Source organism: Saccharothrix sp. CCNWYY140 (assembly GCF_037401995.1).
Classification (GTDB): domain Bacteria; phylum Actinomycetota; class Actinomycetes; order Mycobacteriales; family Pseudonocardiaceae; genus Actinosynnema.
The window spans coordinates 63,196-89,878 of sequence record NZ_JBBEGC010000017.1 but is presented as its reverse complement, the minus strand read 5'-3'; the positions used below and the strand labels follow the sequence as shown (position 1 = coordinate 89,878).

At 71.4% G+C, this 26,683-nt stretch carries 21 protein-coding genes; 13 read left to right on the top strand and 8 right to left on the bottom strand.

Going from position 1 to position 26,683, the window contains the following annotated elements:
• Positions 1-158: 158 nt before the first annotated feature.
• The 4 genes from WBN91_RS11895 to WBN91_RS11880 are packed head-to-tail and all read right to left on the bottom strand — an operon-like array spanning position 159 to position 3,674.
• Positions 159-764, bottom strand: a complete 606-nt coding sequence (locus tag WBN91_RS11895) for a response regulator transcription factor (protein ID WP_337728108.1) — start codon at positions 762-764, stop codon at positions 159-161.
• A complete protein-coding gene (locus WBN91_RS11890) occupies positions 761-1,915 on the bottom strand; it encodes a sensor histidine kinase (RefSeq protein WP_337728109.1) in 1,155 nt (384 codons plus the stop codon). The genes WBN91_RS11895 and WBN91_RS11890 overlap by 4 nt, the downstream gene beginning before the upstream one ends.
• A 35-nt stretch (positions 1,916-1,950) precedes the next feature.
• A complete protein-coding gene (locus WBN91_RS11885) occupies positions 1,951-2,763 on the bottom strand; it encodes an ABC transporter permease (protein WP_337728110.1) in 813 nt (270 codons plus the stop codon).
• Positions 2,760-3,674: an ABC transporter ATP-binding protein gene (locus tag WBN91_RS11880; RefSeq protein WP_337728111.1), complete on the bottom strand. Its 915-nt coding sequence runs from the start codon at positions 3,672-3,674 to the stop codon at positions 2,760-2,762. The genes WBN91_RS11885 and WBN91_RS11880 overlap by 4 nt, the downstream gene beginning before the upstream one ends.
• A gap of 238 nt (positions 3,675-3,912) precedes the next feature.
• Between WBN91_RS11880 and WBN91_RS11875 the strand changes: the two genes are divergently transcribed.
• From WBN91_RS11875 to WBN91_RS11825, 11 genes are all read left to right on the top strand, one after another.
• Positions 3,913-4,899, top strand: coding sequence for a 3-oxoacyl-ACP synthase III family protein (locus WBN91_RS11875; protein WP_337728112.1), 987 nt, complete (start codon positions 3,913-3,915; stop codon positions 4,897-4,899).
• Positions 4,900-5,041: 142 nt separating this feature from the next.
• Positions 5,042-6,049, top strand: a complete 1,008-nt coding sequence (locus WBN91_RS11870; RefSeq protein ID WP_337728113.1) for a hypothetical protein — start codon at positions 5,042-5,044, stop codon at positions 6,047-6,049.
• Entirely contained in the window at positions 6,033-8,351 is a 2,319-nt protein-coding gene (locus tag WBN91_RS11865) for a heavy metal translocating P-type ATPase (protein ID WP_337728114.1), read from the top strand. Before WBN91_RS11870 ends, WBN91_RS11865 begins: the two co-directional genes overlap by 17 nt.
• 56 nt (positions 8,352-8,407) lie before the next feature.
• A complete protein-coding gene (locus WBN91_RS11860) occupies positions 8,408-9,217 on the top strand; it encodes an alpha/beta fold hydrolase (RefSeq protein ID WP_337728115.1) in 810 nt (269 codons plus the stop codon).
• Positions 9,218-9,348: 131 nt separating this feature from the next.
• The gene (gene scoE / locus WBN91_RS11855) at positions 9,349-10,224 is read left to right on the top strand and encodes a (3R)-3-[(carboxymethyl)amino]fatty acid oxygenase/decarboxylase (RefSeq protein ID WP_337728116.1); all 876 of its coding nucleotides are present in this window, start codon (positions 9,349-9,351) and stop codon (positions 10,222-10,224) included.
• 114 nt (positions 10,225-10,338) lie between these two features.
• Entirely contained in the window at positions 10,339-10,548 is a 210-nt protein-coding gene (locus tag WBN91_RS11850; protein WP_337728117.1) for a phosphopantetheine-binding protein, read from the top strand.
• Complete coding sequence (locus WBN91_RS11845) at positions 10,541-14,287, top strand: amino acid adenylation domain-containing protein (RefSeq protein ID WP_337728118.1); 3,747 nt, start codon at positions 10,541-10,543, stop codon at positions 14,285-14,287. The genes WBN91_RS11850 and WBN91_RS11845 overlap by 8 nt, the downstream gene beginning before the upstream one ends.
• The gene (locus WBN91_RS11840) at positions 14,284-15,792 is read left to right on the top strand and encodes an MFS transporter (RefSeq protein ID WP_337728119.1); all 1,509 of its coding nucleotides are present in this window, start codon (positions 14,284-14,286) and stop codon (positions 15,790-15,792) included. Before WBN91_RS11845 ends, WBN91_RS11840 begins: the two co-directional genes overlap by 4 nt.
• Positions 15,789-16,811, top strand: coding sequence for an ABC transporter substrate-binding protein (locus WBN91_RS11835; protein ID WP_337728120.1), 1,023 nt, complete (start codon positions 15,789-15,791; stop codon positions 16,809-16,811). The genes WBN91_RS11840 and WBN91_RS11835 overlap by 4 nt, the downstream gene beginning before the upstream one ends.
• Before the next feature lie 5 nt (positions 16,812-16,816).
• Positions 16,817-17,917 carry a FecCD family ABC transporter permease gene (locus tag WBN91_RS11830; RefSeq protein ID WP_337728121.1) on the top strand — a complete coding sequence of 367 codons (1,101 nt, stop codon included), beginning with the start codon at positions 16,817-16,819 and terminating at the stop codon, positions 17,915-17,917.
• An 8-nt stretch (positions 17,918-17,925) separates the two neighbouring features.
• Positions 17,926-18,693 carry an ABC transporter ATP-binding protein gene (locus WBN91_RS11825; protein WP_337728122.1) on the top strand — a complete coding sequence of 256 codons (768 nt, stop codon included), beginning with the start codon at positions 17,926-17,928 and terminating at the stop codon, positions 18,691-18,693.
• 285 nt (positions 18,694-18,978) lie between these two features.
• On the opposite strand, the gene WBN91_RS11820 is transcribed toward WBN91_RS11825, so the two are convergent.
• The gene (locus tag WBN91_RS11820) at positions 18,979-19,239 is read right to left on the bottom strand and encodes a zf-HC2 domain-containing protein (RefSeq protein WP_337728123.1); all 261 of its coding nucleotides are present in this window, start codon (positions 19,237-19,239) and stop codon (positions 18,979-18,981) included.
• A 122-nt stretch (positions 19,240-19,361) separates the two neighbouring features.
• On the opposite strand from WBN91_RS11820, the gene WBN91_RS11815 reads away from it, so the two are divergent.
• Both WBN91_RS11815 and WBN91_RS11810 read left to right on the top strand, forming a co-directional pair.
• On the top strand, positions 19,362-19,934 hold the full coding sequence (locus WBN91_RS11815; protein WP_337728124.1) for a sigma-70 family RNA polymerase sigma factor: 573 nt from the start codon (positions 19,362-19,364) through the stop codon (positions 19,932-19,934).
• 471 nt (positions 19,935-20,405) lie between these two features.
• Positions 20,406-21,617 carry a sensor histidine kinase gene (locus WBN91_RS11810; protein ID WP_337728125.1) on the top strand — a complete coding sequence of 404 codons (1,212 nt, stop codon included), beginning with the start codon at positions 20,406-20,408 and terminating at the stop codon, positions 21,615-21,617.
• Between the two features lie 542 nt (positions 21,618-22,159).
• On the opposite strand, the gene WBN91_RS11805 is transcribed toward WBN91_RS11810, so the two are convergent.
• The 3 genes from WBN91_RS11805 to WBN91_RS11795 form a co-directional block, all read right to left on the bottom strand.
• A complete protein-coding gene (locus WBN91_RS11805) occupies positions 22,160-22,765 on the bottom strand; it encodes a response regulator transcription factor (protein ID WP_337726141.1) in 606 nt (201 codons plus the stop codon).
• A 122-nt stretch (positions 22,766-22,887) separates the two neighbouring features.
• The gene (locus WBN91_RS11800) at positions 22,888-24,342 is read right to left on the bottom strand and encodes a SagB family peptide dehydrogenase (protein WP_337726140.1); all 1,455 of its coding nucleotides are present in this window, start codon (positions 24,340-24,342) and stop codon (positions 22,888-22,890) included.
• 46 nt (positions 24,343-24,388) lie between these two features.
• On the bottom strand, positions 24,389-26,665 hold the full coding sequence (locus WBN91_RS11795) for a TOMM precursor leader peptide-binding protein (protein WP_337726139.1): 2,277 nt from the start codon (positions 26,663-26,665) through the stop codon (positions 24,389-24,391).
• Positions 26,666-26,683: the final 18 nt, after the last annotated feature.

The window sequence follows — 26,683 nt, the reverse complement described above, 5'->3', positions numbered from 1 at the left end:
TCGTTCCTCGCAAAACTTTTTGGCTGCACCCGGGGAAATCTGTGGTAGCCCTTCGGGCAGGCCATACGGGGATGACAAAAGCAAGAAGCCCAGGTAGAGGTGTGCCGTGCGGCAGCTTCGTGAAAAGCGAGGCGTGTGCTGTGTCGGTGGTGGGGGTTTTAGAGCCAGCCGTTGTCGTGGGCTAGGCGGAAGGCTTCTGTTCTTGAGGTGACGCCTAGTTTGCTGACTGCTGCTGTGAGGTAGTTGCGGACCGTGCCTACTGACAGGTGGGTCTTGGCGGCGATGGTGGAGACCGGGGTGTCGTACTCGGCCAGTCTTAGGACCTCGACCTCTCGTGGGGTCAGAGGGCACTCCGGGGCGGTCAGGGCGTCGGCTGCCAGGCCTGGGTCTACGTATCGGCCACCATCGTGAACCCGGCGGATCACGTCGGCCAGGGTGCCGCCCGGTGAGCCCTTCGGCAGGTAGGCCTTGGCGCCGGTGTTCAGGGCTGGCTGCAAGTGTGTGGGACGGGCGTGGCCGGTGAGGATGATGACTGCGCAGGTGGGGAGGGAACGTTTCAGTTCCGCTGTCACCTCCAGGCCGTCCATCTTCGGCATTTCCAGGTCCAGGACCGCCACATCGGGGCGGTGGGCGGCGGCTGCTTCCACAGCTGCTCGGCCGTCTTGGGCCTGGGCTACCACCTCGATGTCCTCTTCCAGGGACAGGAGTGCGGCCAGTGCCGTGCGGATCAGGTCTTCGTCGTCCGCCAGCATCACCCGGATCACGTGTCCGCCCGCACGATCGCCTCCAGCGTGAACATGCCGTCCTTCCTCCACGTCCGCAGCGTGCCGCCGACATCACCCAGACGATCGGCCAGGCCGCGCAGGCCGCTGCTGCGGTCGTCCGGGCCTGCGTCGCCGGCGCCGTTGTTGGCGACGGTCAGGCGTGCGCCTGCATCCTCTCGGACTACCTCGATCGTGCACCAGTCGGCCTTGCTGTGGCGCATGACGTTGGTGCCGGCCTCGCGGAGCACGGACACGAGGGGCGCGGCCAGTGCTGCTGGGAGGTCTTCGTCCGGTTGGGTGACGGTGCAGCGGACGCCGGAGGAGCGCAGCACCTGGGCCACGGCCAGGACCTGGTCGCGGAGGTCGACTCGGCGGTAGCCGTGCACGACCTCGCGCATCTCGGTCAGCGCCGCGGCGGCCAGGGCGCGGACCTCGTCGGCCTCGCGGCTGGCGCGTTCGCCGTCCACCAAGGCCAAGCGGGACGCCAGTTCCGCCTTCAGGGCGATGACGGAGAGGTTGTGGCCCAACAGGTCGTGCACATCCCGGGCGAAACGCAGCCTCTCCTCCGTCGCGGCGAGTCGGGTCAGGGCGTCTCGGCCCTCCTGCGCCTGCACGAGGAACGTCCAGCCCCACAAGTGCAACGCGTTCCACGCGGCGACCGACAGTCCCAAAGCGACGGTCACGCCGACCTGGCTGGGGACGTCGCCGCCGGACAGCCATGCGCTGCCGGCGGAGACCGCGACCGTGCCGGCCATCAGGGCCGCTGCCGCCCAAGGTCGCAGCAGCAGCGGCGCCACACCGATGATCGACGCGCCGACGAACGTCCAGCTGTGCCACTGAGGCACGCCAACCGGGGCGACCAGCGGCACGGACAGCACGGCGGCGGCTCCGAAGGCGAGGAGGAGCTTGGTGCTGGTGGCCTTCGGCAGGTTCGGGGTGACCGAGCGGTAGAGCGCGCCGCCCAGTGCGGCCACGAAGGTGAGCAGGCCCAGGGCGCCGAGGGCGTTGCGCAGGGCGTCCGGTTCCTGACGCAATCCCACGCCGGCGAGCACCAGGCACACCGCGATCCCGCCCGCGATCCCGACGATGGTGAACAGCCGCGCCCGCCGCATGCGCGGGTTCGACAGGGCGTCTGCCGGAGCGGCGATCACCCGCATGAGGCTAGCGGACCGGAGTGCGACGACCATCAGTGCCGAGGCTCCCAGCGGAAGTACTTCGTGGTCACGGCCGCGCCGATGACCAGCCACACCACCAGGGCGCCCAGCCACGGCAGGGCGTGCAGCGTGGTGCCCGCGAAGCCCAGCGCCTCGCCGGTGCCGCCGATCTCGTAGCCCAGCCAGCTGGTCCGCAGGATCTCGGTGAACGGACCCATCGGCAGGAACGACGCGATGGTCTCGACGCTCTTCGGCAGCGCGCCCAGCGGCACCAGCACGCCCGGCGCCATCAGGAACACCAGCATGGAAGGCAGCGTGGTCAGCATCGCGGCCTCGGAGCTGCGGGTCACCGCGGACAGCGCCGCGCCGAACGCGGCCAGCACCGCGGAGCCGAGCAGCATGGCCAGCAGCATGGTCAACGGGTTCGCGGGCACCGGCATGTCCAGCACAACGACGCCGTAGGCGATCAGCAACGCCGCCTGCACCAGGAACACCAGGATGGTCGCGCTGGCCGCGCCGATCAGGATCGTCCGGTCGGACGGGATGCCGGCCCGCAGCCGCTTGAGCACCATCTCCTGTCGCCGCGACGCGTAGGCGGTGGTCAGGTGGTGGTGCACGCAGAACACCGCGACCATGCCGATCACGCCGGACATCCGGGCGACACCGCCCTGCGTGTCGTAGCCGCGCCCGCTGACCAGCAGGACGCCCACGACCAGCGGGGTCACCACGGACAGCATCGTCGCGGTCAGGTTGCGGCGCAGGAGCAGCAGCTCCATCCGCACCATCGTGGCCATCTGGGCGTACAGGCTGGGCACGCCGGGCCGGGTCATCGTCTGGGTGCTCATCGGGAGGCCTCCGCGGGCTCGTCGTCGGTGGTGGCGATGTCCATGAACACGTCCTCCAGGGACGCGGGCCGGGCGGCGAGGTCGGTCAGCGTGACCGCGTTGCCGTTCGCCCACGCCAGCAGGTCCGACAGGTCGGACTGGAGGTCGGTGGAGTGGTAGGTGACCCGGTCGGCCTGGACGTGCAGGGTCGAGTGGGACAGCTGGGGCGGGTTGCCCGCGGGCAGGTGGAAGGTGATGCGGGCGGGGAGTGCGCGCACGACCTGCTCGGGCGTGCCGATGGTGACGATCTCGCCGGCCTTCATGATCGCCACGCGGTCGGCGAGGTTCTCCGCCTCCTCCAGGTAGTGCGTGGTGAGCAGGACGGTGGTGCCGTCGGCCAGCAGCTCGCGCACGACCTCCCAGGTGCGGCGGCGCGACGCCGGGTCCATGCCGGTGGTCGGCTCGTCGAGGAACAGCAGTTCGGGGCGGCCCAGCACGGCCAGCGCCAGCTCCAGCCGCCGGCCCTCGCCGCCGGAGAGCTGCTCGACGGCCACGCCCGCCTTGTCCGACAGGCCGACCATCTCCAGGGCTTCCTTCGCCGGCCGGGGATCGGCGGTGAGGTTGCGCCACAGGTTCACCGTCTCCAGCACGGTCAGCGACCCGCTGAACCCGCCCTTCTGGAGCATCACGCCGGTGCGGGGGCGCAGCGCGGCGCGGTCCCGGATCGGGTCGAGGCCCAGCACCCGGACGGTGCCGGAGGTGGCCTTGTTCAGGCCCTCCAGCACCTCGATGGTCGTGGTCTTGCCGGCGCCGTTCGTGCCGAGCAGGGCGAACAGCTCGCCGCGCCGCACCTGGAGGGAGATCCCCCGCACGGCCTCGAAGGCGCCGTACCGGCACCGGAGGCCCTCGATGTCGATCACGTTGTCGGTCATGGTCCAAGCATGGCGGTGGTCACCGACAAGGCCCAGAGACGCGATGTCACGTGTTGACCCTGAAGATCACACGGGTGGCATGTGAACCCGTTCGGAAACCGGGCGGGAATCGCGCGGGCTACTCATCGGTAATCGGCTGTGGTGGCGTGGGGTGGAGTTCCGGCGGTGTGCGTTGCGGGTCACCGAAAAAGCGGTCTAGTTTCGCGGCACGAAATGCCTCTCCGGCTTGGAGGCCGCAGTGTCCACTTCCGTCGGAATCCTCGGCACGGGGTCCGCCGTGCCGGTGCTCGCGGTGTCGAACGAGGAGTTGGCGCACCGCGTGCCCGGCGCCGCGCCGGACTGGGTCGTGCGCAAGACCGCCATCCGCTCGCGGCGGTTCGCCGCACCCGAGGAGGCGACGTCGGACCTGGCGGCGCGGGCCGCCGCGCGGGCGCTGGCGGACGCGGGCCTGGGCGTGGACCGCGTCGACTACCTCATCGTCGCCACCTCGACCCCCGACCACCCGCAGCCGCCCACGGCGTGCCTGGTGCAGGACCGGCTGGGCGCGTACGGGGCCGCGGGCTGGGACGTCAACGCGGTGTGCGCGGGGTTCGTGCACGGCCTGGTCACGGCCCGCGCGCTGGTCGCGGACCGGCCCGGCGCGCACGCCCTGGTGGTGGGCGCGGACGTGTACTCGCGCATCCTGGACTTCGGCGACCGGCGCACGGCGGTGCTGTTCGGCGACGGTGCCGGCGCGGCCGTCGTCGGCGCCGTTCCCGCTGGTCGCGGGGTGGTGGCGCACGAGCTGGCCAGTCGCGGCGACGCGGCCGGGCTGATCCGCGTCGAGGCGGGCGGCAGCCGGTTCCCGGCCTCACCGGAGACCCTGGCGGAAGGCGGGCACTTCTTCCGCATGATCGGCCGCGGGGTGAGCGAGATCGTGCTCGCCGAGGTGCCGCCGTTCGTGGACAAGCTGCTGGCGAGAGCGGGCGTGGCGGCGGAGGACGTCCGGCACGTCGTGCCGCACCAGCCCAACGGCGTGCTGCTCGGCGAGCTGGTCCGGGCGTGCGGCCTGACGTCGGCGACCACCCACCGCACGGTCGAGGAGTACGCGAACGTCGGCAGCGCCTCCGTGCCGCTCACCCTGGACCACGCGAACCGGGCCGGCCTGCTGCACGCGGGCGACCTGGTGCTGCTGCTCGGCTTCGGCGGCGGCATGTCGTTCGGCGCCTGCCTGCTGCGCTGGTAATCCCGCGCGCCACAGCGCGGTAACCCCGTTCTGGAATTCGGGTGCACGTTATTCGGGGACAGCCTTTTCGTGCGTATCGTCGCGACACGGGCTCGTATTCACATCCCCGTTCTGCCACCCCTTGTCCCACAGGACGGTATTCATGAAGACTTTGACGAAGCTCGGGGCGTTCGCGCTCGCCCTGGTGCTGGTGTTCGGCAGCGCGTACGTCGTGGGCCGGATCGCCGGTCCGCCGCCCAGCGCGGCGGCGCCCACGCCCGCCCCGGCCGCCGCGCTCGCGGAGGAAGGCGGTCCCGGGGGCCTGAAGATCTCGATGGAGAGCATGTACCTGAAGGTGCTCACCGACAACTTCCCGGCCGGCGTCCCGCAGACGTTCGCCTTCCAGGTCCTCCAGCACGACGGCACGCCCCTGGTGAAGTACCAGCCGCAGCACGAGAAGCTGATGCACCTCATCGTGGCCAGCCGGGACCTCACCCAGTTCCAGCACATCCACCCCAACCTCGGCCCGGACGGCGTGTGGCGGGTCCCGCTGACCCTCCCGGCGGCCGGCGAGTACCGGGTGTTCGCCGACTACAAGCCGATGTGGGGCATCCACGGCGAGGTCCTGGGCGCGGACGTGTCCGTGTCCGGCGACTACCGGCCGCAGCCGCTGCCCGCCGCGTCGGCCACCACCACCGTCGACGGCTACGAGGTGAGCCTGAACGGCGTGTTCAAGCCCGGCCAGGACACCAAGGTGACGGTCGGCGTGAGCAAGGACGGCAAGCCGGTCACCGACCTGGAGCCTTACCTGGGCGCGTACGGCCACCTGGTGGCGCTGCGCGACGGCGACCTGGCCTACCTGCACGTCCACCCGGACGGCACGCCCGGCGACGGGGAGACCCCGTCCGGCCCGGAGATCGTGTTCCACGCGACCGCCGACTCCTACGGCGACTACCGGATGTTCTTCGACTTCCAGCACCAGGGCGTGGTGCGCACGGCCGCGTTCACCGTCCGGGTCGACGGCCCGAACCCGCCGCCGCACGGCCTGGACGAGGCCACCTTCGCCGCGATCAAGGCCAAGAACGAGGAGGCCTACAAGAACGGCGGCTCACCGACCGCCGCGGGCACCAACGGCACCTCGGAGGGGAGCCCGCATGGCCACGGCGGCTGAGACCAAGCTGGAGCTGGTGATCGGCGGCATGACCTGCGCGTCCTGCGCGGCCCGCGTCGAGAACCACCTCAACGGGATCGACGGTGTCGAGGCGACGGTCAACTACGCCACCGAGAAGGCGAAGGTGGTGCTGTCGCTGACGATCCCCGAGGCGGACATCATCAGCGCCGTCGAGGAGATCGGCTACACGGCCAAGCCCGTGGCACCACCGGTGTCCACTGTGGATGCGGCGGACGCCGTGGACCCGGCCGCCGCCGAGGCGGCCGAGCGCGACGCCGAGCTGAAGGCCGCGCGCAACCGGCTGTGGATCGTGGCCGTGCTGTCCGTGCCGGTCATCGCGCTGTCGATGTTCTCGGTCCTCCAGTTCGAGTACTGGCAGTGGGCGTGCCTCACGATGGCCGCGCCGGTCGTGGTGTGGGGCGCGTGGCCGTTCCACCGGGCGGCGTTCGCCAACCTGCGGCACGGCGCGGCCACGATGGACACCCTGGTGTCGGTGGGCACGATCGCCGCGTTCGCGTGGTCGCTCTACGCCCTGTTCCTCGGCGACGCGGGCATCCCCGGCATGAAGCACCCGTTCCGGATCACGCTGGAGCGGACGCCGGGCGAGGGCAACATGTACCTCGAGGTGGCCGCGGGCGTCACCCTGTTCATCCTGTGCGGCCGGTACTTCGAGGCCCGCGCCAAGCGCCGGTCGGGCGCGGCCCTGCGCGCCCTGCTGTCGTTGGGCGCCAAGGACGTGACCGTGCTGCGGGACGGCGCCGAGACGACCGTGCCGGTGTCGGCGCTGGCCGTGGGCGACCTGTTCCTGGTGCGGCCGGGCGACAAGGTCGCCACGGACGGCGTGGTCGTCGAGGGTTCCTCGGCGGTCGACGCGAGCCTGCTGACCGGCGAGTCCGTGCCGGTCGAGGTCGGGCCGGGCGACGACGTCGTCGGCGCGACGGTGAACGCGGGCGGCCGGCTGGTCGTGCGGGCCACGCGGGTCGGCGCGGACACCCAGTTGGCGCAGATGGCGAAGCTGGTCGAGGAGGCGCAGACCGGCAAGGCCGAGGTGCAGCGGCTCGCCGACCGGGTGTCGGCGGTGTTCGTGCCGGGCGTGATCGCGTTGTCCCTGGCCACCCTGGGCTACTGGATCGGCTCGGCGCAGCCGCTGCCGGCGGCGTTCACGGCGGCCGTGGCGGTGCTGATCATCGCGTGCCCCTGCGCGTTGGGCCTGGCCACGCCTACGGCGTTGCTGGTCGGCACCGGGCGGGGCGCGCAGCTGGGCATCCTGATCAAGGGTCCGCACGTGCTGGAGTCGACCAGGGCCGTGGACACGGTCGTGCTGGACAAGACCGGCACGGTCACCACGGGCGAGATGACGCTGGTGGACGTCGTGCCTGCGGACGGTGTGTCCGACGACGAGCTGCTGCGGCTCGCGGGCGCGGTGGAGAACGCCTCGGAGCACCCGATCGCGCGGGCCATCGTCGCGGGCGCGCGGGACCGCGTGGGCGAGCTGCCGCCGGTCGGCGGGTTCACCAGCGAGACCGGCCTGGGCGTGCGCGGCGAGGTGGACGGCCACCGGGTCGTCGTCGGCCGGGCCTCCCTGGTCTCGGCGGACCTGCCGACCGAGCTTGCGTCCGCGCGGGCGTCGGCGGACGCCGAGGGCCGCACGTCGGTCGTGGTCGGGTGGGACGGCGCGGTGCGCGGCCTGCTCGTGGTGTCCGACCAGGTCAAGCCGACCAGCAAGGCGGCCGTGGCGCAGCTGCGGAAGCTCGGGCTCACCCCCGTCCTGCTGACCGGCGACAACGAGGCCGCCGCGAAGGCCGTGGCGGCCGAGGTCGGCATCACCGAGGTGGTCGCCGAGGTCCTGCCCGCCGGCAAGGTCGACGAGGTCAAGCGGTTGCAGGAGCGGGGCAAGGTCGTCGCGATGGTCGGCGACGGCGTGAACGACGCCGCCGCGCTCGCGCAGGCCGACCTGGGCATCGCGATGGGCACCGGCAGCGACGTGGCCATCGAGGCGGGCGACCTGACCCTCGTGCGCGGCGACCTGCGGGTGGTGGCGGACGCGATCCGGCTGTCCCGCCGCACCCTGGGCACCATCAAGGGCAACCTGTTCTGGGCCTTCGCCTACAACGTGGCCGCCGTGCCGCTGGCGGCGAGCGGCCTGCTCAACCCGATGCTCGCCGGTCTGATCATGGCGGGCAGCTCGGTGTTCGTGGTCTCGAACAGCCTGCGCCTGCGGCGGTTCAAGGCGTTGGCGGGCAACGAGGTCCCGGCTCCGGCGGTCGGGGTGGCGCCCCGGCCGAGGGTGCCCGCCTCTTGACGCGGCTCGCGGGTCCATAGCGAGCACGTCGGCACAACAGAGACGGGAACACCCACATGGCCCATCGGCCTGCCGATGGCGAACCCCAGCTCGTGCTGCTCCACGGAGCCGGCCTCGGCCGCACGAGCTGGGACGCCGTCGTCGAACGGATCCCCGGCTTCGTCCGGGCACTCGCCCTGGACCTGCCGGGGCACAACGGCGTGCCGGGGGTCGCCTACGACCACGAGGTCGTGCCCCGCATCGCCGAGTACGTCGCCGAGCGCCTGAACGCGCTCGGCATCCACCGGCCGCACGTCGTCGGGCACGCCCTGGGCGGCGCGGTCGCGCTCGAACTGGCCCGGCGCGTGCCGGTCGCGGCGGTCACCGCGTTGTGCAGCGCGGGTTTCCGCGCGGTCGGGCAGGCGTCGGTCTGCGTCGCGAAGACCCGCGCCCTGCTGCGGGTGGTCTCCGCGTTCGCGCCGCGCACCCGCGCGCGGCTGCTGGCCAAACCGTGGGTGCGCAGGCTCGTCCTGGGTGGCCTGTCGGCCCGGCCGGCCGCGTTGACCACGGCCGTGGCGGACGTGGCCGCGATGGTCGGCAGCGACCTGCGCGCGCTGGTCCGCCACGCCGGCCGCTACCGGTTCCGCGCGTCGGAGGTGGGCGACACCACGCCGGTGAACCTGGTGTGGGCGGCGCGGGACCAGGTGGTGCCGCCGTCCGACGCCGTGCGCGCCCGCCGGGTCCTGCCCGGCGCGCGGCACCTCGTGGTGCCCGAGAGCGGGCACCTGGTGATGCGCGACGACCCGGGCGCGACCGCCGCCGTGATCCACGCGTGCCATCTGAGGTTGCTGCGCGGCAAGTCCACGCGCACCGGCGGGCAGCCGTGAGCGCCAACGTCCGGTAACCGCAAGGGAATTCGAGTCGAAACGACCCTCGAGGAGGGAACCGTCCACAGTCGAACGACGACTACTCAGGTGCCGGAAATCGCTGGAACACAAACCCGCTAAGAGGACTGCTCATGGAAATCACCCCGCAGGCTGACAAGGCGTTCGGCGTGGTCGTGGAGGGTTTCGACGCCGAGACCGCGTCGGCCGAGGACATCGCGGCGCTCAAGAAGGCCGTCTACACCAACAAGATCGCGGTGCTGAAGCACCAGGACCTCTCGCCGCAGCAGTTCCTGGCGCTGGGCAAGCGGCTGGGCCGCACCGCCGAGTACTACGAGCCGGTCTACCACCACCCGGAGGTCCCGGAGGTCTTCGTCTCCTCCAACGTCAAGGAGACCGACGGCTCGCAGATCGGCGTGCCCAAGACCGGCAAGTTCTGGCACTCGGACTACCAGTTCATGCCGGAGCCCTTCGACATCACCATGATCTACCCGCAGGTGGTGCCCTCGAAGAACCGCGGCACGTACTTCATCAACATGGCCACGGCCTACGAGAAGCTGTCGGAGGAGCTGAAGCTCGCCGTCAAGGGCACCACCGCGACGCACAGCGTGCTGCGGTACTTCAAGATCCGGCCGACCGACGTGTACCGGCCGATCTCGGAGATCATCGACGAGGTCAACGCCAAGACCCCGCCGGTGATCAGCCCCACCGCGGTCACCCACCGGCACACCGGCGAGACCGTGCTGTACCTGAGCGAGGGCTTCACGCTGTCGGTCCAGGACGGCGACGGCAACGACCGCGCGGACCTGCTGCACGAGCTGCTGGAGGCCACCGGCCAGCTGGACCGGACCTACGAGCACGAGAACATCCACCTCCAGACGTTCGAGAAGGGCGACATGCTCGTCTGGGACAACCGCACCCTGATCCACCGGGCGCTGCACACGGCCACGCCGGAGCCCGCGGTGTCCTTCCGCGTCACCGTGTACGACGACGAAAACACCGTGGCCTGAGCGGGTTCTCCCTCGCGGGGACCCGGTGGTGTGGTGGCCGCCGGGTCTTCCGCGTCCTTGACGAGCACAGCAAGAACGGGAGTGTCCATCGTGGCAGGGTTGACAGCGGCGAGGATGAGAGCGGATGTCGCCGAGTTGCTGCACCGCGACCCGGACGAGGGCTTCGACGCGGACGACCTGTTCGCCGCGGGCCTCGACTCGGTGCGGTTGATGACGCTGGTCGAGCGGTGGCGGGAGGCCGGGGCCGAGGTCGACTTCGTGCGCCTGGCCGAGCGCCCGACGCTCGCCGACTGGCTCGCGCTGCTGGTGGGCCAGGATGTCTGAGGTGCTGCGGCTGGGCGCCGCGCAGGAGGGGATCTGGACCGGTCAGCAGTTCGACCGGGCCAGCCCCGCCTTCAACACCGCCGAGTACGTCGAGGTCCGCGGCGCGGTGGACGTGCCGCTGCTGGTCGACGCCCTCCGCCGGGTGGTCTCCGAGGTGGACGCGCTGAACGTCGAGTTCGGCGAGGACGCCGAGGGGCGGCCGTTCCAGCGCTTCCGCGAACGGCCCTGGTCGGTGGACGTGGTCGAGGTGGCCGACGAAGCCGAGGCGCTGGCGTGGATGCAGGCCGACCTGGCCACGCCGGTGGACCTGGAGAACGAGGTCGTGTTCCGGCACGCGGTCCTCCGGCTCGGCCCCGAGCACTTCCTGTGGTACCACCGGGTCCACCACATCGCGCTGGACGGGTACGGGCTCTCGCTCGTCGCCCGCCGGGTGGCCGAGGTCTACACCGCCCTGGTGGACGGCTGCGAGCCCGCGGAGCACACGTTCGGCTCGCTGGCGTCGGTGGTCGCGGAGGACCAGTCCTATGTGGACTCGGGGAAGCCGGAAGCCGCCCGTGAGTATTGGATGTCCAAGGCGGCGGGGCGGTCGGAGCCGGTGGTCCTGGCCCGGCGTGCGGGGAAGCTCGCCCGGTCCGTGCACCGCGTGACCGCCGACCTGGACGCGGACGATGTCGTGGCTCTGAAGAACGTCGCCACGAGCGCTGGCGCGATGTGGAGCGAGGCCGTCACGGCGACTTTCGCCGCCTATCTGCACCGGATGACCGGCGCGGACGAGCTGACCCTGGCGTTGCCGGTGATGTCCCGGCTGGGCTCGGTGTCGCTGCGCGTGCCGTGCATGGTGACCAACGTCGTGCCGCTGTGGGTCACGGTCGAGGAGGGCGCCACCCTGACCGACCTGACCGCACAGGTGGCCGCCGAACTCCGGGCCGCACGGCCGCACCTGCGCTACCGGTACGAGCAGCTGCGGCGGGATCTGAAGCTGGTGGCCAGCGAGCGCAAGCTGTTCGGGCCGTCGGTCAACATCATGCCGTTCGACTACGACCTCCGCTTCGCGGGTCACCGGGCCGTGGTGCGCAACGTCAGCGCCGGGCTGGTGGAGGACCTGGTCGTCCACGTGTACGACCGCGCGGACGGCAGCGGGCTGCGGATCGTGCTGGACGCCAACCCGAACTGCTACGACCTCGACGAGCTGACCGAGCACCTGACCCGCTTCCGGGCGTTCCTGCGGGCCGTCGCCGCAGCTCCGGACACCCCGGTCGCCGACACCGACCTGCTGCTGCCCGGCGAGCGCGAGCGCCTGCTGGGGGAGTGGAACGACACCGCCGCGCCGCTGCCCGCCGTGACCGTGCCGGAGCTGTTCGAGGCCCAGGCCGCCGCGACCCCCGACCGCACGGCCCTGGTCGCCGGCGACGCCACCCTCACCTTCGCCGAGCTGAACGCCCGCGCGAACCGGCTGGCCCGCCTGCTGGTGGCGTGCGGGGCGGGTCCCGACCGGTACGTGGCGATGCTGCTGCCCCGCACGTCCCAGTCGATCGTGGCCCTGCTGGCGGTGCTGAAGGCGGGCGCGGCCTACGTGCCGATCGACCCGGACCACCCGGCACAGCGCATCGCGGCGACGCTCGCCGACAGCAAGCCCGTCGCGGTGCTCACCACCGAGGCCCTGTGGCGCGTGGACACCCCGGCCCGCCTGGTGTTCATGGACACCGAGCCGGCGTTGCTGTCCGATGTGGACCTTCTGAGGAGCGCACGCCCGGACAACGCCGCCTGCCTGATCTACACGTCCGGCTCCACCGGCACGCCCAAGGGTGTCGTCATCGAGCACCGCGGCCTGGTGAACCTGTTCCACCACCACCGCGACACGATGATCCGCCCGGAGTCCGGCGGCCGGGTGCGCAAGGCCGCGCTGTCGGCGTCGCTGTCCTTCGACACGTCCTGGGAAGGCCTGCTGTGGCTGCTGGAGGGCCACGAGCTGCACTTCATCGACGACGACCGCCGCCGCGAGCCCGCCGCCATGCTGGACTACGTCGACCGGCACGGCATCGACTTCATGGACATCACGCCCACGTACGCCGAGGAGCTGCTCGCGGCGGGGTTCCTGGACCGGCATCGACCGGCCGTCCTCGCGTTGGGCGGCGAGGCGACCGGACCCGCGTTGTGGAGTGCTTTGCGGGACGCCGGCATGTCCGTCTACAACCTGTACGGCCCCACGGAGTGCACGGTCGACACCCTGTGGTGCCGGTTGGTCGACAGCCCCGAGCCGATCGTGGGCCGACCGCTGGCCAACACCCGTGCGTACGTGCTGGACGCGGCCCGTCGGCTGGTGCCGCCCGGGGTGGTGGGCGAGCTGCATTTCGGCGGTGCCCCCGTGGCGCGCGGCTACCACGACCGGCCCGAGTTGACCGCCGAGCGGTTCGTGGACGACCCGTTCGGGCCGCCCGGCGCGCGGATGTACCGGACCGGGGACCTCGCCCGGTGGCGGGCGGACGGCACGGTGGAGTTCCTTGGCCGCGCGGACGACCAGGTCAAGATACGCGGGTTCCGGATCGAGTCCGGCGAGGTCGAAGCGGTCCTGGTCGGGCACCCCGCGGTCACGCAGGCCGCCGTGGTGCCGCGCGAGGACACGCCCGGCCTGCTGCGGCTGGTGGCGTATGTGGTCGGTGACGACGTGGAGCCCGCCGAGCTGCGCCGGTACGCCGCCGAACGCCTGCCCGACTACATGGTGCCGCCCGCGTACGTCCCGCTGGAGCGCATCCCGCGCACCACCAACGGCAAGCTGGACCGGGCGGCGCTGCCCGCGCCGGACCTGTCCGCGACGGTGGCCGGCCGGGTGCCGCGCGACCACCGCGAGGCCGTGCTGTGCGGGTTGTTCGCGGAGCTGCTGGGCCTGCGCGAGGTGGGCATCGACGACGACTTCTTCTCGCTGGGCGGGCACTCGTTGCTGGTGGCCCGGCTGATCGGCCGGGTGCGGGCGGAGTTCGGCGTCTCCATCGGCATCCGGACGGTGTTCGAGGCCCCGACCGTGGCGAAGCTCGTGCCGAAGCTGGGGACCGATCCCGGCGGCTCGTTCGACGCGGTCCTGCCGCTGCGGACGGGCGGCAGCGGTCCTGCCCTGTTCTGCGTGGCCCCGGCGACCGGGCTGGCGTGGTCGTTCGCGGCGCTGTTGGCGCACCTGCCGGACCAGCCGGTGTACGGACTTCAGCCGGTCGAGGAGTTCGCGTCGGTCGCGGAGATGGCCGCATGCTTCGTGCGGCAGGTGCGGGCTGTCCAGCCCGAAGGGCCATATCGGGTGCTCGGCGCGTCCTTTGGTGGGCTCGTTGCGCACGAGATGGCGGTGCAGCTGACCGAGGCCGGCGAGACCGTCGAGCTGGTGGCGTTGCTGGACTCCTTCCCGTTCCCGGCTGAGTGGCGGGACCTGCCGCCGGCCGGGGACGACGAGGTGGCGGCGCTGCTGGGTGACCTGGACGTGACCGAGTTCGCCTTGGTGCGCAAGGCGTTCGCGCGCAACTCGGCGTTGGGCTTCGCGTGGACGCCCCGGCGGTTCGACGGACCTGTGCTGCTGTTCGAGGCGACCGAGGGCAAGACACCGGACTGGCCGGGACCTGCGAGCTGGGAGTCCCATGTGGACGGTGTGACCGTGCACCGGTTGGTCACCACGCACAACGGCATGGTGACGGCTCGGGCGTTGGCCTGGGTGGGCGCAGTGCTGGCGTTGTCGGGCGAGCTGCGGAGGGTGTCGTGAACCGGGAGTGGTTAGGCCTGGGCGCGGTGCTCGCCGCGACCTTCATGACCCAGGTCGACGGGTTCGTGGTCAACGTGGCCAGCCCGTCCATCCAGCGGGACCTGTCGGCGGGGTTCGACCAGATCCAGTTCGTCGGCGCGGCCTACGTGATCGCGTTCGGCGCGCTGCTGGTGACGGGCGCGCGGCTGGGCGACCGGGTCGGGCACCGGACGGTGTTCCTGTGGGGTGTCGCCGGGTTCACGGTGACGTCGCTGCTGTGCGGGATCGCGCCCTCGGCCGACCTGTTGATCGTCGCGCGGTTCCTCCAGGGCGCGACGGCCGCGTTCATGGCGCCGCAGGTGCTGGCGATCATCCGCGCGACCGTGCCGGACGAGGAGCGTCGGGCCACCGCGATCAGCGTGTACGGGGTGGTGATCGGGCTCGGCGTGATCTGCGGCATCGCGGGTGGCGGCGTCCTGGTGGACCTCGACCTGTTCGGTCTGGGGTGGCGGCCGGTGCTGCTGGTGAACGTGCCCATCGGGGTGGCGATCCTGGCGTTGGGCCGGGTGCTGCCGGGCGGGACGGCGGGCGCGCCGCACCGGCTGGACCTCGTCGGCGCGGCCCTGACCTCGGTGGCGCTGCCCGCCCTGCTGGTGCCGCTGGTGTTCGGGGCGGACGGCGCAGGGTGGCTGTGGCTCGGGCTGCCGCTGGCGGCGGTGGTCGCCGCGGTGCTGGTGGTGCAGCAGCGGGCCTTGCACCGGGCCGGTGGCGAGCCGCTGTTCCCGCCGCGGGTGGTGACCGTGCCGGGGATGCCGCTGTCGCTGCTGACCGTGCTGTCGCTGTTCGCCACGAACTCCGGGCTGTTCCTGGTGTTCACGTACTACTCGCAGACCGGGCTCGGGCTCTCGCCGCTGGCCGCCGGCCTGGTGTTCGTGCCGCTCGGGTTCGGCTTCTCGCTGGGGTCGGCGGTGACCAAGCGGTTGAGCAAGCGGGTGTCGTGGCCGATCGCGGCGGTGGGCTGCGGGATCTTGTCGGCGGTGCTGGTGGGTGCGGCGCTGGCGACCCGGCTGCCGTCGTCGGCGCAGCCGGTGACGCTGCTGGTGGTGATCTTCTTGGCCGGGTTCGGGCAGGGGCTCGTGGTCGCGCCGCTGGTCGCGGGGATCTTGAGCCGGGTGCAGCCGGGGGATGCCGGGGCTGCGTCCGGGATGGCGACCACGGTGACGCAGTTCGGGCTGGCGTTGGGCGTGGCCGTGGTGGGCGCGTTCTACCGGGTGGTGCTCGGTGCCACGCCCGGTGATCCCGGGGTGCCGTTCGGTGATCACGCCTTGGCCTTCACGGCTGCTTCGGCTTTGTTGGCCTGCACTTCCGGGATGACCGGACTGCTCGGCTACCGGCTGCACCGGCCGGGGGCCGGCCTCCGGCCCCCGGATCGATTGTCCCACGAGGTACCGACGAAAACGGCCGAAGTGGAACCCGAGGCGGCGGCACCGGTCGTCGTGTCAAGCACTCAGAGGAGGACCGGATGAACCTCAAGCGATTGCCGCTGGCGGTCGTCGGGCTGGTCGCCGCGGCGGCCTGTTCCACGGCGACGGCGGGCAGCACCGACCAGGCGGGTGGCGCGCAGAGCGGCTACCCCGTGACCATCTCCAACTGCGGCAAGGACTACACCTACCAGAAGGCGCCCAGCCGGGTCGTCGTCATGAACGGCGGCTCGGTCGCCGAGGTGTCCGCGCTGCTCGAACTCGGGCTCGGGGACAAGGTCGTCGCCAACGCCCAGTCCTACGGCGCGTCCGAGGTGGACGGCCGGGTGGATGCGATCAAGAAGCTGCCCACCGGGGACATCAAGCTCAACGACCTCTACGACATCCCGCGCGAGGCGATGATCGGGCTCAACCCCGACTTCGTCATCTCCACCTACGACGGCGGCTTCCGCGCCGAGGCCGGGTTCGCCACCCGCGACGACCTGGCCGCCGTCGGCGCGAACACCTACGCGCCCGCGTCCTCCTGCGGCGCGGTCGGCACGGTCACCGGCAAGCCCTCGGTCGAGGACAGCTACGCGCTGCTGCGCGACCTGGGCAAGATCTTCGGCGTGTCCGACAAGGCCGAGAAGGTCGTCGAGGACGCCAAGAAGCGCATCGCCGACGTCGAGGCCAAGACCGCGAAGCTGCCCAAGCAGAACGCGATGCTCATCATCCCGGGCATGGCGATGGGCGGCGAGTTCAGCTCGGTCGGCGGCAACGGCATCTGGAACGACATCTTCGCCAAGGCCGGCGCGGTCAACGCGTTCGAGGGCGCGACCCAGGACCTGTTCGCCAACCTGTCCGCCGAGCAGGTCGCCAAGGCCGACGTGGACGTGCTGGTCGTGGTGAACTACATGTCCGAGGACCCCAAGGCCGACGCCCAGAAGCTGTTCGACCGGTTCCCGCAGTGGGACGCGGCGAAGGACAAGCGGTTCGTGGTGCTGTCCGACTCGGTGTACCTCGGGCCCAGCAACCACCTGGCGGTCGAGGCCATCGCGAAGGCCGCCCACCCCGGGGCGCTCTGATCACCATGACGATGGTGTCCCGCCCCGCGGTGTCCCGGCCGGCCCCACCACCGCGCCGCGCCGCGACCAGACCGGCGCCGCTGCACGGCGCGCCGCTCTCGCTGTGCCTGCTGGTGCTGGGTGTGGTGCTGGTCGTGGTGGTGCTGGTCGCCGCCGCGGTCGGCTCGGTGCCGGTGTCCGTGGGCGACACCTGGCAGATCGTGTGGGGCCACCTCACCGGCGCCGACCCCGGCGTCAACCCGGCGCACGAGCAGATCGTGTGGACCTTCCGCGTCCCGCGCGTCCTGCTCGCCGCGCTGTGCGGCGCCGGGCTCGCGGTCGCCGGTGTCGTGTTGCAGGCGCTGGTGGCCAACCCGCTGGCCGACCCGTTCATCCTCGGTGTGTCCGCGGGCGGTTCGGTCGGCGCGGTCGCCGTCATGGCGCTGGGCGCGGGCGCGCTGGGCGGCCTCGGCGTGTCCGGGGCGGCGTTCGCGGGCGCGATGCTCGCCGTGGCGCTGGTGTTCGCGCTCGGCCAGCAGCGCGGGCGCCTCAACCCGGTGCGGCTGGTGCTCGCCGGGGTCGCGGTCAGCTACGTGTTCACGTCCGTGACGAGCCTGTTGCAGCTCCAGACCTCGCCGAACAACATGCGGCAGATCATGTTCTGGCTGCTGGGCAGCGTGGCCGGCGCGCGGTGGGACCAGTTGCAGGTGGCCGGAGTGGTGGTGGTCGGCGTGACGCTCGTGCTGACGCTCTACGGGCGGCAGCTCAACGCGCTCGTCACCGGTGACGAGTCGGCGACCGCCCTCGGCGTGGACGTCAAACGCCTGCGGGTGGTGGTGATCGTGCTGACGTCCCTGCTGGCCGGCGTGCTCATCGCGGTCGCGGGCGGCATCGGGTTCGTCGGGCTGATGGTGCCGCACCTGGTGCGGATGGCGTTCGGCGTGGACCACCGCAGGGTGCTGCCGATCTCGGCGCTCGTCGGCGCGGTCTACCTGGTCGCGGTGGACCTGCTGTGCCGCACGGTGGACCCGCCGAACGAACTCCCGCTGAACATCCTGACCGCCCTCTTCGGCGCGCCGTTCTTCATCTGGCTGATGCGGCGGGATCGGAGCCTTTCACACTCATGAAACTCCAATTGAGACAAGTCAGCGTCACCATCGGCGGCACGCCGATCCTCCACGACGTCGACCTCGACGTCGCACCCGGCGATTTCGTCGGGCTGCTCGGACCGAACGGCAGCGGGAAGTCCACGTTGCTGCGCACGGTCTACCGCTCGATGCGTCCGACCGGCGGCACCGTGCTGCTCGGCGGGGAGGACGTCTGGTCGCTGTCCGCCCGCGTCGCCGCCCGGCGGACCGCGGCCGTCCTCCAGAACAGCCCGACACCCGCGGGCCTGACCGTCCGGGAGGTCGCCGCGCTCGGCCGGACGCCGCACAAGGGCATGTTCGACCGGGAGAACCGCGAGGACCAGGACATCGTGGCCGACGCGCTGGAGCGCACCGGGATGCTCGGCCACGCGGACCGGATCTACGGGTCGCTGTCCGGCGGCGAGCGCCAGCGGGTGCTGCTGGCGCGGGCGCTGGCCCAGCAGCCGCAACTGCTGGTGCTCGACGAGCCGACCAACCACCTGGACATCCGCGCCCGGTTCGAGCTGCTGGAACTGGTGCACACGCTGGGCGTGACCACGCTGGCCGTGCTGCACGACCTGGACCTGGCGGTCCGCAGCTGCCACCGCCTGGTGGTGCTCGACGGCGGCCGGATCGTCGCGTCCGGACCGGTGCTGGAAGCCCTCACGCCGGACGTGCTGTCCGCCGTTTTCGGTGTCAAGGCGGTGACGGAGCGCCATGACGACGGAGTCGTGCGGGTCACGTACGGCGCCCGTCCGCTCGCTAAAGCAGGATGACCGTCCGCCTATAGATCGATCCGCCGCGACTATTGCGCAAAGTCGGGCCACCGGTGATCCGGCGGCCCGACTTCGTGATGTCCGGAACGCACGGTTTCGAACACGGTGGCGTACCACCCGGTACAGCGCTGAACCGGGTGGTACGGAATCGGCAGTCCGTCGATTTTGGGGCGGATGCGCGGCTTTCGCCGGCGGTGCCGGGGTGGTGCGGGGTCATGCGGGGCGGGCGGGGTCGTGTCGGGTCGTGCGGGGATCCCCTCGGGGTGCGGGGTGCCCGATCGCGGGTCACTCCGAGCGCGGCCCGGGCGGTTCCCCGTCGGCGTCGGGGGCCGGCGGCACGCGTGCCAGCACCGCCTCGGCCACGTCCGGCCACACGACGGCGGCCGACAGCCGGACCCGTCGGGTCACCGCGGCGGCGCGGTCCAGCCACCGCGCGCACGCGCCGCACCGGTCCAGGTGCTCCTCCGCGAACCGTTCCGCGTCCGGCGGCCCGGATTCCCCGTCCAGCCGCGCGCTCAACGCCTGGCGAATGTCGTCGCAATCCACGGACTAGTAGTCGCCGGTCCTCCCCGGATGGTTCCAACACATTCTGGTCAACGCTGTGAAGACCCCTTGAATGTGGCTTGAGCGCGTTCTCAGGAGCATTTTCCCGGGCTAGCCTCGGAATCATGTCGGAAACACCGGGGGACGACCCGACCACCGCCCTTCTCCTCGCCGTCGGACGCGGTGACCGCGCCGCCGCGGACCCGTTCATCCGCACTACCCAGCGTGACGTCTGGCGATTCCTGGTCTACCTCGTCGGGCACGCCGACGCTGAGGACCTGACCCAGGAGACCTTCGTCCGCGCCCTGGGCAGCGCCGCCGGCTTCACCGGCCGCGGCGGCGCCCGGACCTGGCTGCTGGCGATCGCCAGACGGGTCGCCGCCGACCACTTCCGCGCCGCCGCCACCCGCCCCGCGATCGCCTCCGACCAGGACTGGCAGGCCGCCGCGGACCGCTTCGGCGCCCAGCACCTGCCCGGCCTGGACGACACGGTCGCCATCAAGCTGGCCGTGCGCACCCTGTCCGGGGACCGCCGCGACGCCTTCGTCCTGACGCAGGTCGTGGGCCTGGGCTACGCCGAAGCCGCCGCGGTGTGCGGCTGCCCGGTGGGGACGATCCGGTCACGCGTCGCGCGTGCCCGCCGCGACCTGGTGTCCGTCCTGGCCCCGGCGGTCGTGCGTCCGCAGGCCGCCGGCTAGGCCGGGTGGACCTGCCGCGGAGGTCCGCACGGCGGTCCCCCGTTGCCCTGCTCGGGTTGGGAAAAGTTGCACACCGCAGTGACTTCCCGTTGGTTCTTGACGACCGTCCTTTTCCTGTGGAAAAGTCCGGAGCCAACCCGCCCCCGTTGATCTGGACAACAGTCTGATATCTGCGGTAGGAATCGGTTTCACAGGTGGTGGAGCCGGTAGCCCGGTTGTGTTGAACGCTGCGTCGTGAAATATTCTCGCCTTCGGGGTTGGGGGCGGCGGCACCACCACGAGAGGTTGTCGCCAACTGCGTGCAGGAACGCCGCCGGCGCAGGGTTTGAACTTACTGGGGAGTTAACCGTGCTTGAACGAACATGGCCCGGAACAGGGCAGCACCGTCAACCCGGGACACGTCGGTCCGCATTACGTGCGGGCAGCCCCTCAAGCACGCGCAGGTCGAGCTAGTCGGAACGGGGGCCAGCAGTGAACCCCTCCGCCGCCGCACGTCCTCCCGCACGCGGTGTCCTGCCGCTGCCCGCGCCACGCCTGGCGATGGGCGTGGTCACCGCGGTCTTCGCGTGCATCAGCCTCATCGGCTTCCTGCACGTCCTGCTCCTGCCGGTGGGCGCCGGCGCGATCGCACTGTCCTTCGTGTGCATCGCCGCGCTCATGGCCATGCAACTCTTGTGGTACGCCCGGGACAACGGCCGCCTCCGCAGTCCTCTCGGGTACGGCGTCCTGGCGGCGCAGGCGTGCCTGGTGTACCTGCCGATCCTGCTGTTCGGCCAGGCCTGGGTGGGCATGCCGGGCTTCCTCGCGGGCAGCGTCCTGCTGGTCCTGCGCTCCGTCGCGGCGTGGACGGCTTTCAGTGCGATCGTCGTCTCGATGGGCGCCATCCAGTGGCTGTTCACCGCGGCGCCCATCGACATGCTCTACACCGCGATCTCGACGGTCACCACGGGTCTGGTGGTCTACGGCCTGTCCCGGTTGACCGCGCTGGTCGCGGAGGTGCAGGCGAGCCGGGCCGAGATCGCCCGCATGGCGGTGTTGCAGGAACGCCTGCGCTTCGCCCGCGACCTGCACGACCTGTTGGGGTACAGCCTCTCCGCGATCGCGCTGAAGATCGAGCTGGCGCACCGGCTGATCGAGAAGTCGCCGAAGGAAGCGGGTGACCAGCTGCTGGAGATCCTGGAGATCTCCCGCCTGGCGCTGTCGGACGCGCGGACCGTCGCGAGCGGCTACCGGGAACTGTCCCTGGAAGAGGAGTGCCGCTCGGCGGTGTCGGTGCTGGAGGCCGCGGACATCCACGTGGAGCTGGACTCGGACCACATCGACCTGCCGGTGCAGGTGAGCACGGTGCTGGCCACCGTCCTGCGCGAGGGCGTCACGAACCTGTTGCGGCACAGCAAGGCCAAGAACTGCCACATCACCATCAGGCAGACCCAGGACACCGCGTCGCTGGAGATCGTCAACGACGATCTGGCCGAACGGAAGCGGCGGGCTCCTGGGAGTGGGCGGGGTGGGTTGCAGAACCTGTCCGTGCGGGCCAAGGAGATCGGTGGGTCGGTGTCGGTTGAGCACTCGCCGGACGAGTTTCGGTTGAAGGCTGAGGTGCCGTTGCGGTATGACCGGCATGCGGCTGCTCGACGCGCTGAGTCTGATGCCGCTTCGGGAGCTTTGGACGCTTCAAGCTGAGCGCTTCGCTCTCTGGGACGCGCTGGCGCGCTCTTAGGCGGTCGCGCTGCGCGCTCTAGAGCGCCTGCCGGCGGGCGAACCACCGATGGGGGGTGAAGGGCGTCGGTTCCCCCACCGCATGGCCCGGCGGAGCCAACCACAGATCGCCCCGGGTGCCGCGAAAATTTTGGCTCGTTCCTCGCAAAAATTTTGGCTGCACCCGGGGCGATCTGTGGTAGCCCTTCGGGCGGGCCATACGGTGGGGGAACCGAGGCCCTCCACTTGTAGGTGACACCTACCGCGCGCTGCGCGTGAAGAGCAGCGCGCTGCGCGCGAAGAGCAGCGCGCTGCGCGCGGAGGGGAGTGGGCGGGCTCGGTGAACCTTCGGCGAAGGCTTGCGGTCGGGTGGCGGTCTGAGGTCTGAACGCAAAAGTGCCCGGAGTCCTGCCCCCTGATCGGGGAGGGCTTCGGGCTCGTGCGCTGTGTCCTTTGTGGACTGGTGTGTCTCAAATGGTTGGAGCGCCGAAGCGCTGGTGGGTGGGTGTGTCGGGGGGATATGCGCTCTACAGCCAGCCGGCCTCGCGGGCTATGCGGATGGCGTCCACCCGGTTGCGGGCGTTGAGCTTGTTGATGATCGTTGTCACGTAGTTCCGGACCGTGCCCACGGACAGGAACATCTGTGACGCTATGTCGACAGCTTGCAGGCCTTCCGCAGTAAGGCGGAGAACTTCTGTCTCGCGTGCGGTAAGGGGGGACTCCGCACTGTCCCATGCGGACATCGCCAGCTGGCTGTCCACGACCCGCCGACCGGCGGCGACGCTGCGGATGGCGTCGGCCAGCTCGGTCGGCGGGGCGTCCTTGAGCAGGAAACCCGTTGCCTTGGCGGACAACGCTCGGCGGAGGTTGCCTGGTCTGCCCAGACCCGTGAGGATCAGGGTTCGGATTTCCGGGCAGGCCGCGTGCATCTCGCTCAGGGCGGTCAGGCCGTCCTTGCCGGGCAGGTCTATGTCGATGACAGCCACGTCCGGGCGGACCTTCTGGGCGGTGGGCAGGATCTCCGTGCCCGAGGAAACCTCTGCCACCACTTCGATGTCGGGCTCCAGGTTGAGCAACGCGACGAGCGCGCCCCGGACCATGTGCATGTCCTCGGCCAGCATCACCTTGATCAACTCGGCAACCCCCTAAGCCGCGCGTGTGACCGGTTGTACCACGCCGCGGCAAGCATGATGTACAACCGTTTCCTGCTCCGGCAGGGGATTTAAGCAAGATGTCAGCGGTGTCGCAGACACCCTCACATTCCGTGCACGGCCGAGTACGGTTCGTCGTAGTAGGTGTCCGGGTAGCCGACGGCGAACTCGGCGACGCTCACCTCCGCCGGCCAGTCCAGGCCCAGCGCTGCGGCGGAGGTGTCGTCGTCGCCCATCGCCAGTGCGCATGCCGCCAGGCCCAGGTCGGTGGCGACCAGGTACAGGGTCTGTTGGAGGACGCCGACGTGCTTGAGGGTGGTGGCGTAGGAGATGCCGTCGAACACCCACGCCACCCGGTCCATGCGTGTGGTGATCGTGAGCAGCGCGGGTGGTGGGCGGCGGGTGCCGGTGGCCACGCGGGCGCCGTCCAGGACCTCGTCCACTGCCGACGGGGTGTCGTCGACGAGGGTGAGTGTGTGGTCGGTGGCCGAGTAATGGTAGATGCCGCGGGGGAGGTCCGGGCAGCGGTCGGCGGTCAGGTACAGCTCCAGTTCGTACAGGGAGCCTGCGCCCGGGTACGGCCGCCTGGTGACCTCGTAGCGGGTGCCGCCGGGGCCGTCCACCTCCTGGCGGGAGCGGACGGCTGCCGCTCGGTGCAGGAGTTCGCCCAGTTGGGCGGCTGTGGGGGACTCGGCGGTGAAGGCCCGTGTGGATCGCCTGGTCTCGATGGCCTCGGCGAGGGTCATGCGGGTTGTTGCGGCTTTGGGGCGGGGGAGGGGGAAGCGGCGGCCTGGTGGGGTGGGTTTGGCTGCTGGTGGGGCGGGGACGGTGTCGACGTGGCGGAAGGTTGCGCCTGCTGGTTCGTCGTGGCGGCCCAAGCGGCTTCGGGAGTGGAACATGAGTTCGTACGGGGACCACGAGCGCAGGGCTGGGTCGTGGTCTTCGTCGAACGTGCCGTTCTCGGCCACGACGACCATGCCGGCGCCGATGAGGTAGGCGACGATCTCTCGCACCAGCGGGACCGGCAGTCCCACGCGCCTTGCCACCTCGGCGACGGTCGTGGGGCGGGCCAGGGCCGCGATCACCGCGGAGGCCTGCGGGCGGTGCAGGACCACGCGGTGGTGCGAGAGCGGGGACTCCTGCACCAGTTCGCCGTCGCGTTGGCGGGCCAGGGCGAAGCGGGACAGGCGGACCGGGTGGTCGGGGGGCACCTCCGGCAGTTCCAGCACCCCGTGCGGGGAGACCGGTTGGGCGGACAGCAGCGGGATCGCGGAGTCGCGCGAGCCCAGGGACCGGACGACGCGGCCGGGCAGCCTGTCCAGCAGGCCGTGCAGCTCGTCCTGGTCGAGTCCTTCGACGTTGCCGAGAGCGACCGGCCCGAAGGTCATGCGGTGCAGGACCTCCTCGATCGCCCGCCCCGGCGGATCGAGGGTCACGTCGCCCCAGCGGGCGAGGATCGTCAGGCTGCCGTCCTCTGCCGTCTCGATGGCCACGTCGTCCCGGAAGGACCACAGCGAGAGGCTCGCTCCGGGTGGTGGCGCGTCGGCGTCGGATCGCAATGTGTGCTCCTTGGCGGTCACGCGGTGGGGGCCGCATGTCTCCGCATCACACGAACAGTGGTATCGGGTTGAGGCGCTCGTAGGCCGTGGGGCGGTCCAGCCTGCCGAGCTTGACGGGGACGTCGAACAGACGTCCGGGTGCGAACCGCGCCCAGAAGCCGCGCATCCCCGGCACGATCGCCTTCACGACGGGGAGCCCGACGTCCGGGCGGGTCTGGTCGAGCACCATGACGTTGAGACCAAGGGTTTCGAGCTCGTGTTGCAGCGTGGTGACGTCGTGGTGCAGGTCGTCGGTCGGGGTGTGCCGGTAGTGCGCGCGCGTCCGGGGGATCACCTCGGGGTCGGGGCGCAGCCAGGGGTCGCCCGCCCAGGTCGCGGTGCGCCACCAGCGCACGGCGTCCGGGTCGGTCCAGCCGTACTCGTCGCGGTCGTCGCGCGCGTCGACCACGGCGGGCAGCAGCTGGTTCATCTCGGTGAGCGCCCGCACCAGGGCCACGGCCGGGTCGGGGTGTGCCCCGAAGCCGAACATGACGTCCTCGCACCGCTTGTCGGTGCGCCGGGACAGCGCCGCCATCGTCGGGATGCCGACGTCCGACGACACGTCCAGCACCCACACCTCGCGGTGCAGGCCCGCGTACACCTCGCGCAGCTCGTCGATCCAGCGGTCGCCGAAGCTGTCGAGGTCCACCGCCGGGGCTTGAGTGCGGTTGTACCACCACAGCGCCACGGCGTCGCGCTCCACCAGTTCCAGGAGCCCTTGCAGCAAGGCGTCTTCCAGGCTGGCGCCGGCGGCGTTGCCGTTGGAGTCGGCGTTGAGCGAGGCTCCACCGTGCCGCGCGGGCACGTCGAAGTACAGCATGGACGTGGGCAGGAGGCGGTGGCGCTGCTCGGTGAGCGACCACACCGGGGTCCAGGTCGTCTCGGCGGTCTCGTCGAAGGGCGCGCAGACGTACTGGAACGGGGAGCACGTTGCGTTCCAGAGCTCCCGGTCGGCGTACTGGCGGTCGTCGAACAGCAGGCACTCGTTGGGGTGGATCGCGTTCTCGAGGTCGGCGAACCTGCCGGTGACGGTGGGCTCGTCGCCGTGGAAGTACGCGCTGTGCCGCTCGACGGCCTCGCACAACGCGCTCACCTCGGCGTGCAGCGGGGTCACGCCCTTGCCGCCGTTCTCGGCGCGCAGCGCGGACCGCATCTGGTCGGCGTCGCGCCGGGTGGTCAGGGCGAGGTTCGGGCCGGAGCGGAAGGAGTTGAGGAACGCCGGGCCGCGGTCGTCGCGGGTGATCTCCTTGACCACGCCGGTGACCGGGCTGACCAGGTGCCCGTGTTCGGCCAGCACCTGCTCGGGCGAGCGGGACCGGTGCCCGCCGCCGGTGCGCGAGGCCTTCTTGCGGCTCTGGAGGGTCACCGGCCGGAAACCCCGGTCCCGCACCAGGTCCGGGTCGCCGCACGCCGGGCACTGCGGCCGGGCGCGCAGCTCGTGGTGCTTGCCGCCCAGGCCCACGCTGTCCAGCGTCCACACCGCGCGCTGCCCCTCGTGGCGCAGGCCCGCCAACCACTTCACCGCTTCCATCGCCACCAGGTTCAGCGCGGCGGTGCGCAGCGGCGGCAGCGACACGTCCGGCGGCACGACTGGGGTGTCCACGAGGGTGCGCAGGCGGGTCTCGGCCTGGCGGTGGCCGCGCAGCCGGTGGGCCAGGCAGTGCCAGCAGCCGGTGCCGGCGGCCGGGTCGAACACCGGACCCAGCCACACCTGCGCGCCACCGGGCTTGGCGAGCAGCCACGGCCGCCCGGAGGCGCGGTGCGCCGCGTCCACGTCGGCCAGCCCCTCCTCCAGGTAGTCGTCGCACAGCACGATCGACAGGTCGGAACCCACCGGGGGAAAGTTCCCCGGCATCCGGGTGACGGTGAGACCGGCGTCGGTCACGGCGCGTACCGCACCCTCGGCGCAGGTGCCGACGGTGATCAGGCCCACCTGCGCGCCGGCGGTGGCGGTCGTGGCGGTGGACGGGTCGACGCCGGCGGCCTCCCAGTAGGCCAGCGACGCCTCGTCCTCGGTGTCGCACGCGGGCCGCACGGTCACCAGGTCGGCTTCCACCAGGCCCATGACGACCGCGCCGACCTCGGCGGGGGACAGCCCGGCCTCGCGCACCAGGGTGGCCAGGTCGCGGCTGCCGTCCAGCAGCGGGGCCACCGCCTCGACGTGCGCACCGCGCACGGAGGTCGCGCCCCGCTCGGAGAGCACGTACACGGCGTCGCCGTGCACCACGTGCGCCCTCAGGTGCCGCTTGAACCCGACCCGCAGCTCCGCTCCGCCACCCGGCATGTGTCCCCCTGCTCGACC

Excerpts from the sequence above, each read along its gene's own strand:
- WBN91_RS11885 (WP_337728110.1), bottom strand. The coding sequence starts at position 2,763 with ATGAGCACCCAGACGATGACCCGGCCCGGCGTGCCCAGCCTGTACGCC.
- WBN91_RS11880 (WP_337728111.1), bottom strand. The coding sequence starts at position 3,674 with ATGACCGACAACGTGATCGACATCGAGGGCCTCCGGTGCCGGTACGGC.
- WBN91_RS11870 (WP_337728113.1), top strand. The coding sequence starts at position 5,042 with ATGAAGACTTTGACGAAGCTCGGGGCGTTCGCGCTCGCCCTGGTGCTG.
- WBN91_RS11865 (WP_337728114.1), top strand. The coding sequence starts at position 6,033 with ATGGCCACGGCGGCTGAGACCAAGCTGGAGCTGGTGATCGGCGGCATG.
- WBN91_RS11860 (WP_337728115.1), top strand. The coding sequence starts at position 8,408 with ATGGCCCATCGGCCTGCCGATGGCGAACCCCAGCTCGTGCTGCTCCAC.
- scoE (WP_337728116.1), top strand. The coding sequence starts at position 9,349 with ATGGAAATCACCCCGCAGGCTGACAAGGCGTTCGGCGTGGTCGTGGAG.
- WBN91_RS11850 (WP_337728117.1), top strand. The coding sequence starts at position 10,339 with ATGAGAGCGGATGTCGCCGAGTTGCTGCACCGCGACCCGGACGAGGGC.
- WBN91_RS11845 (WP_337728118.1), top strand. The coding sequence starts at position 10,541 with ATGTCTGAGGTGCTGCGGCTGGGCGCCGCGCAGGAGGGGATCTGGACC.
- WBN91_RS11835 (WP_337728120.1), top strand. The coding sequence starts at position 15,789 with ATGAACCTCAAGCGATTGCCGCTGGCGGTCGTCGGGCTGGTCGCCGCG.
- WBN91_RS11830 (WP_337728121.1), top strand. The coding sequence starts at position 16,817 with ATGACGATGGTGTCCCGCCCCGCGGTGTCCCGGCCGGCCCCACCACCG.
- WBN91_RS11815 (WP_337728124.1), top strand. The coding sequence starts at position 19,362 with ATGTCGGAAACACCGGGGGACGACCCGACCACCGCCCTTCTCCTCGCC.
- WBN91_RS11795 (WP_337726139.1), bottom strand. The coding sequence starts at position 26,665 with ATGCCGGGTGGCGGAGCGGAGCTGCGGGTCGGGTTCAAGCGGCACCTG.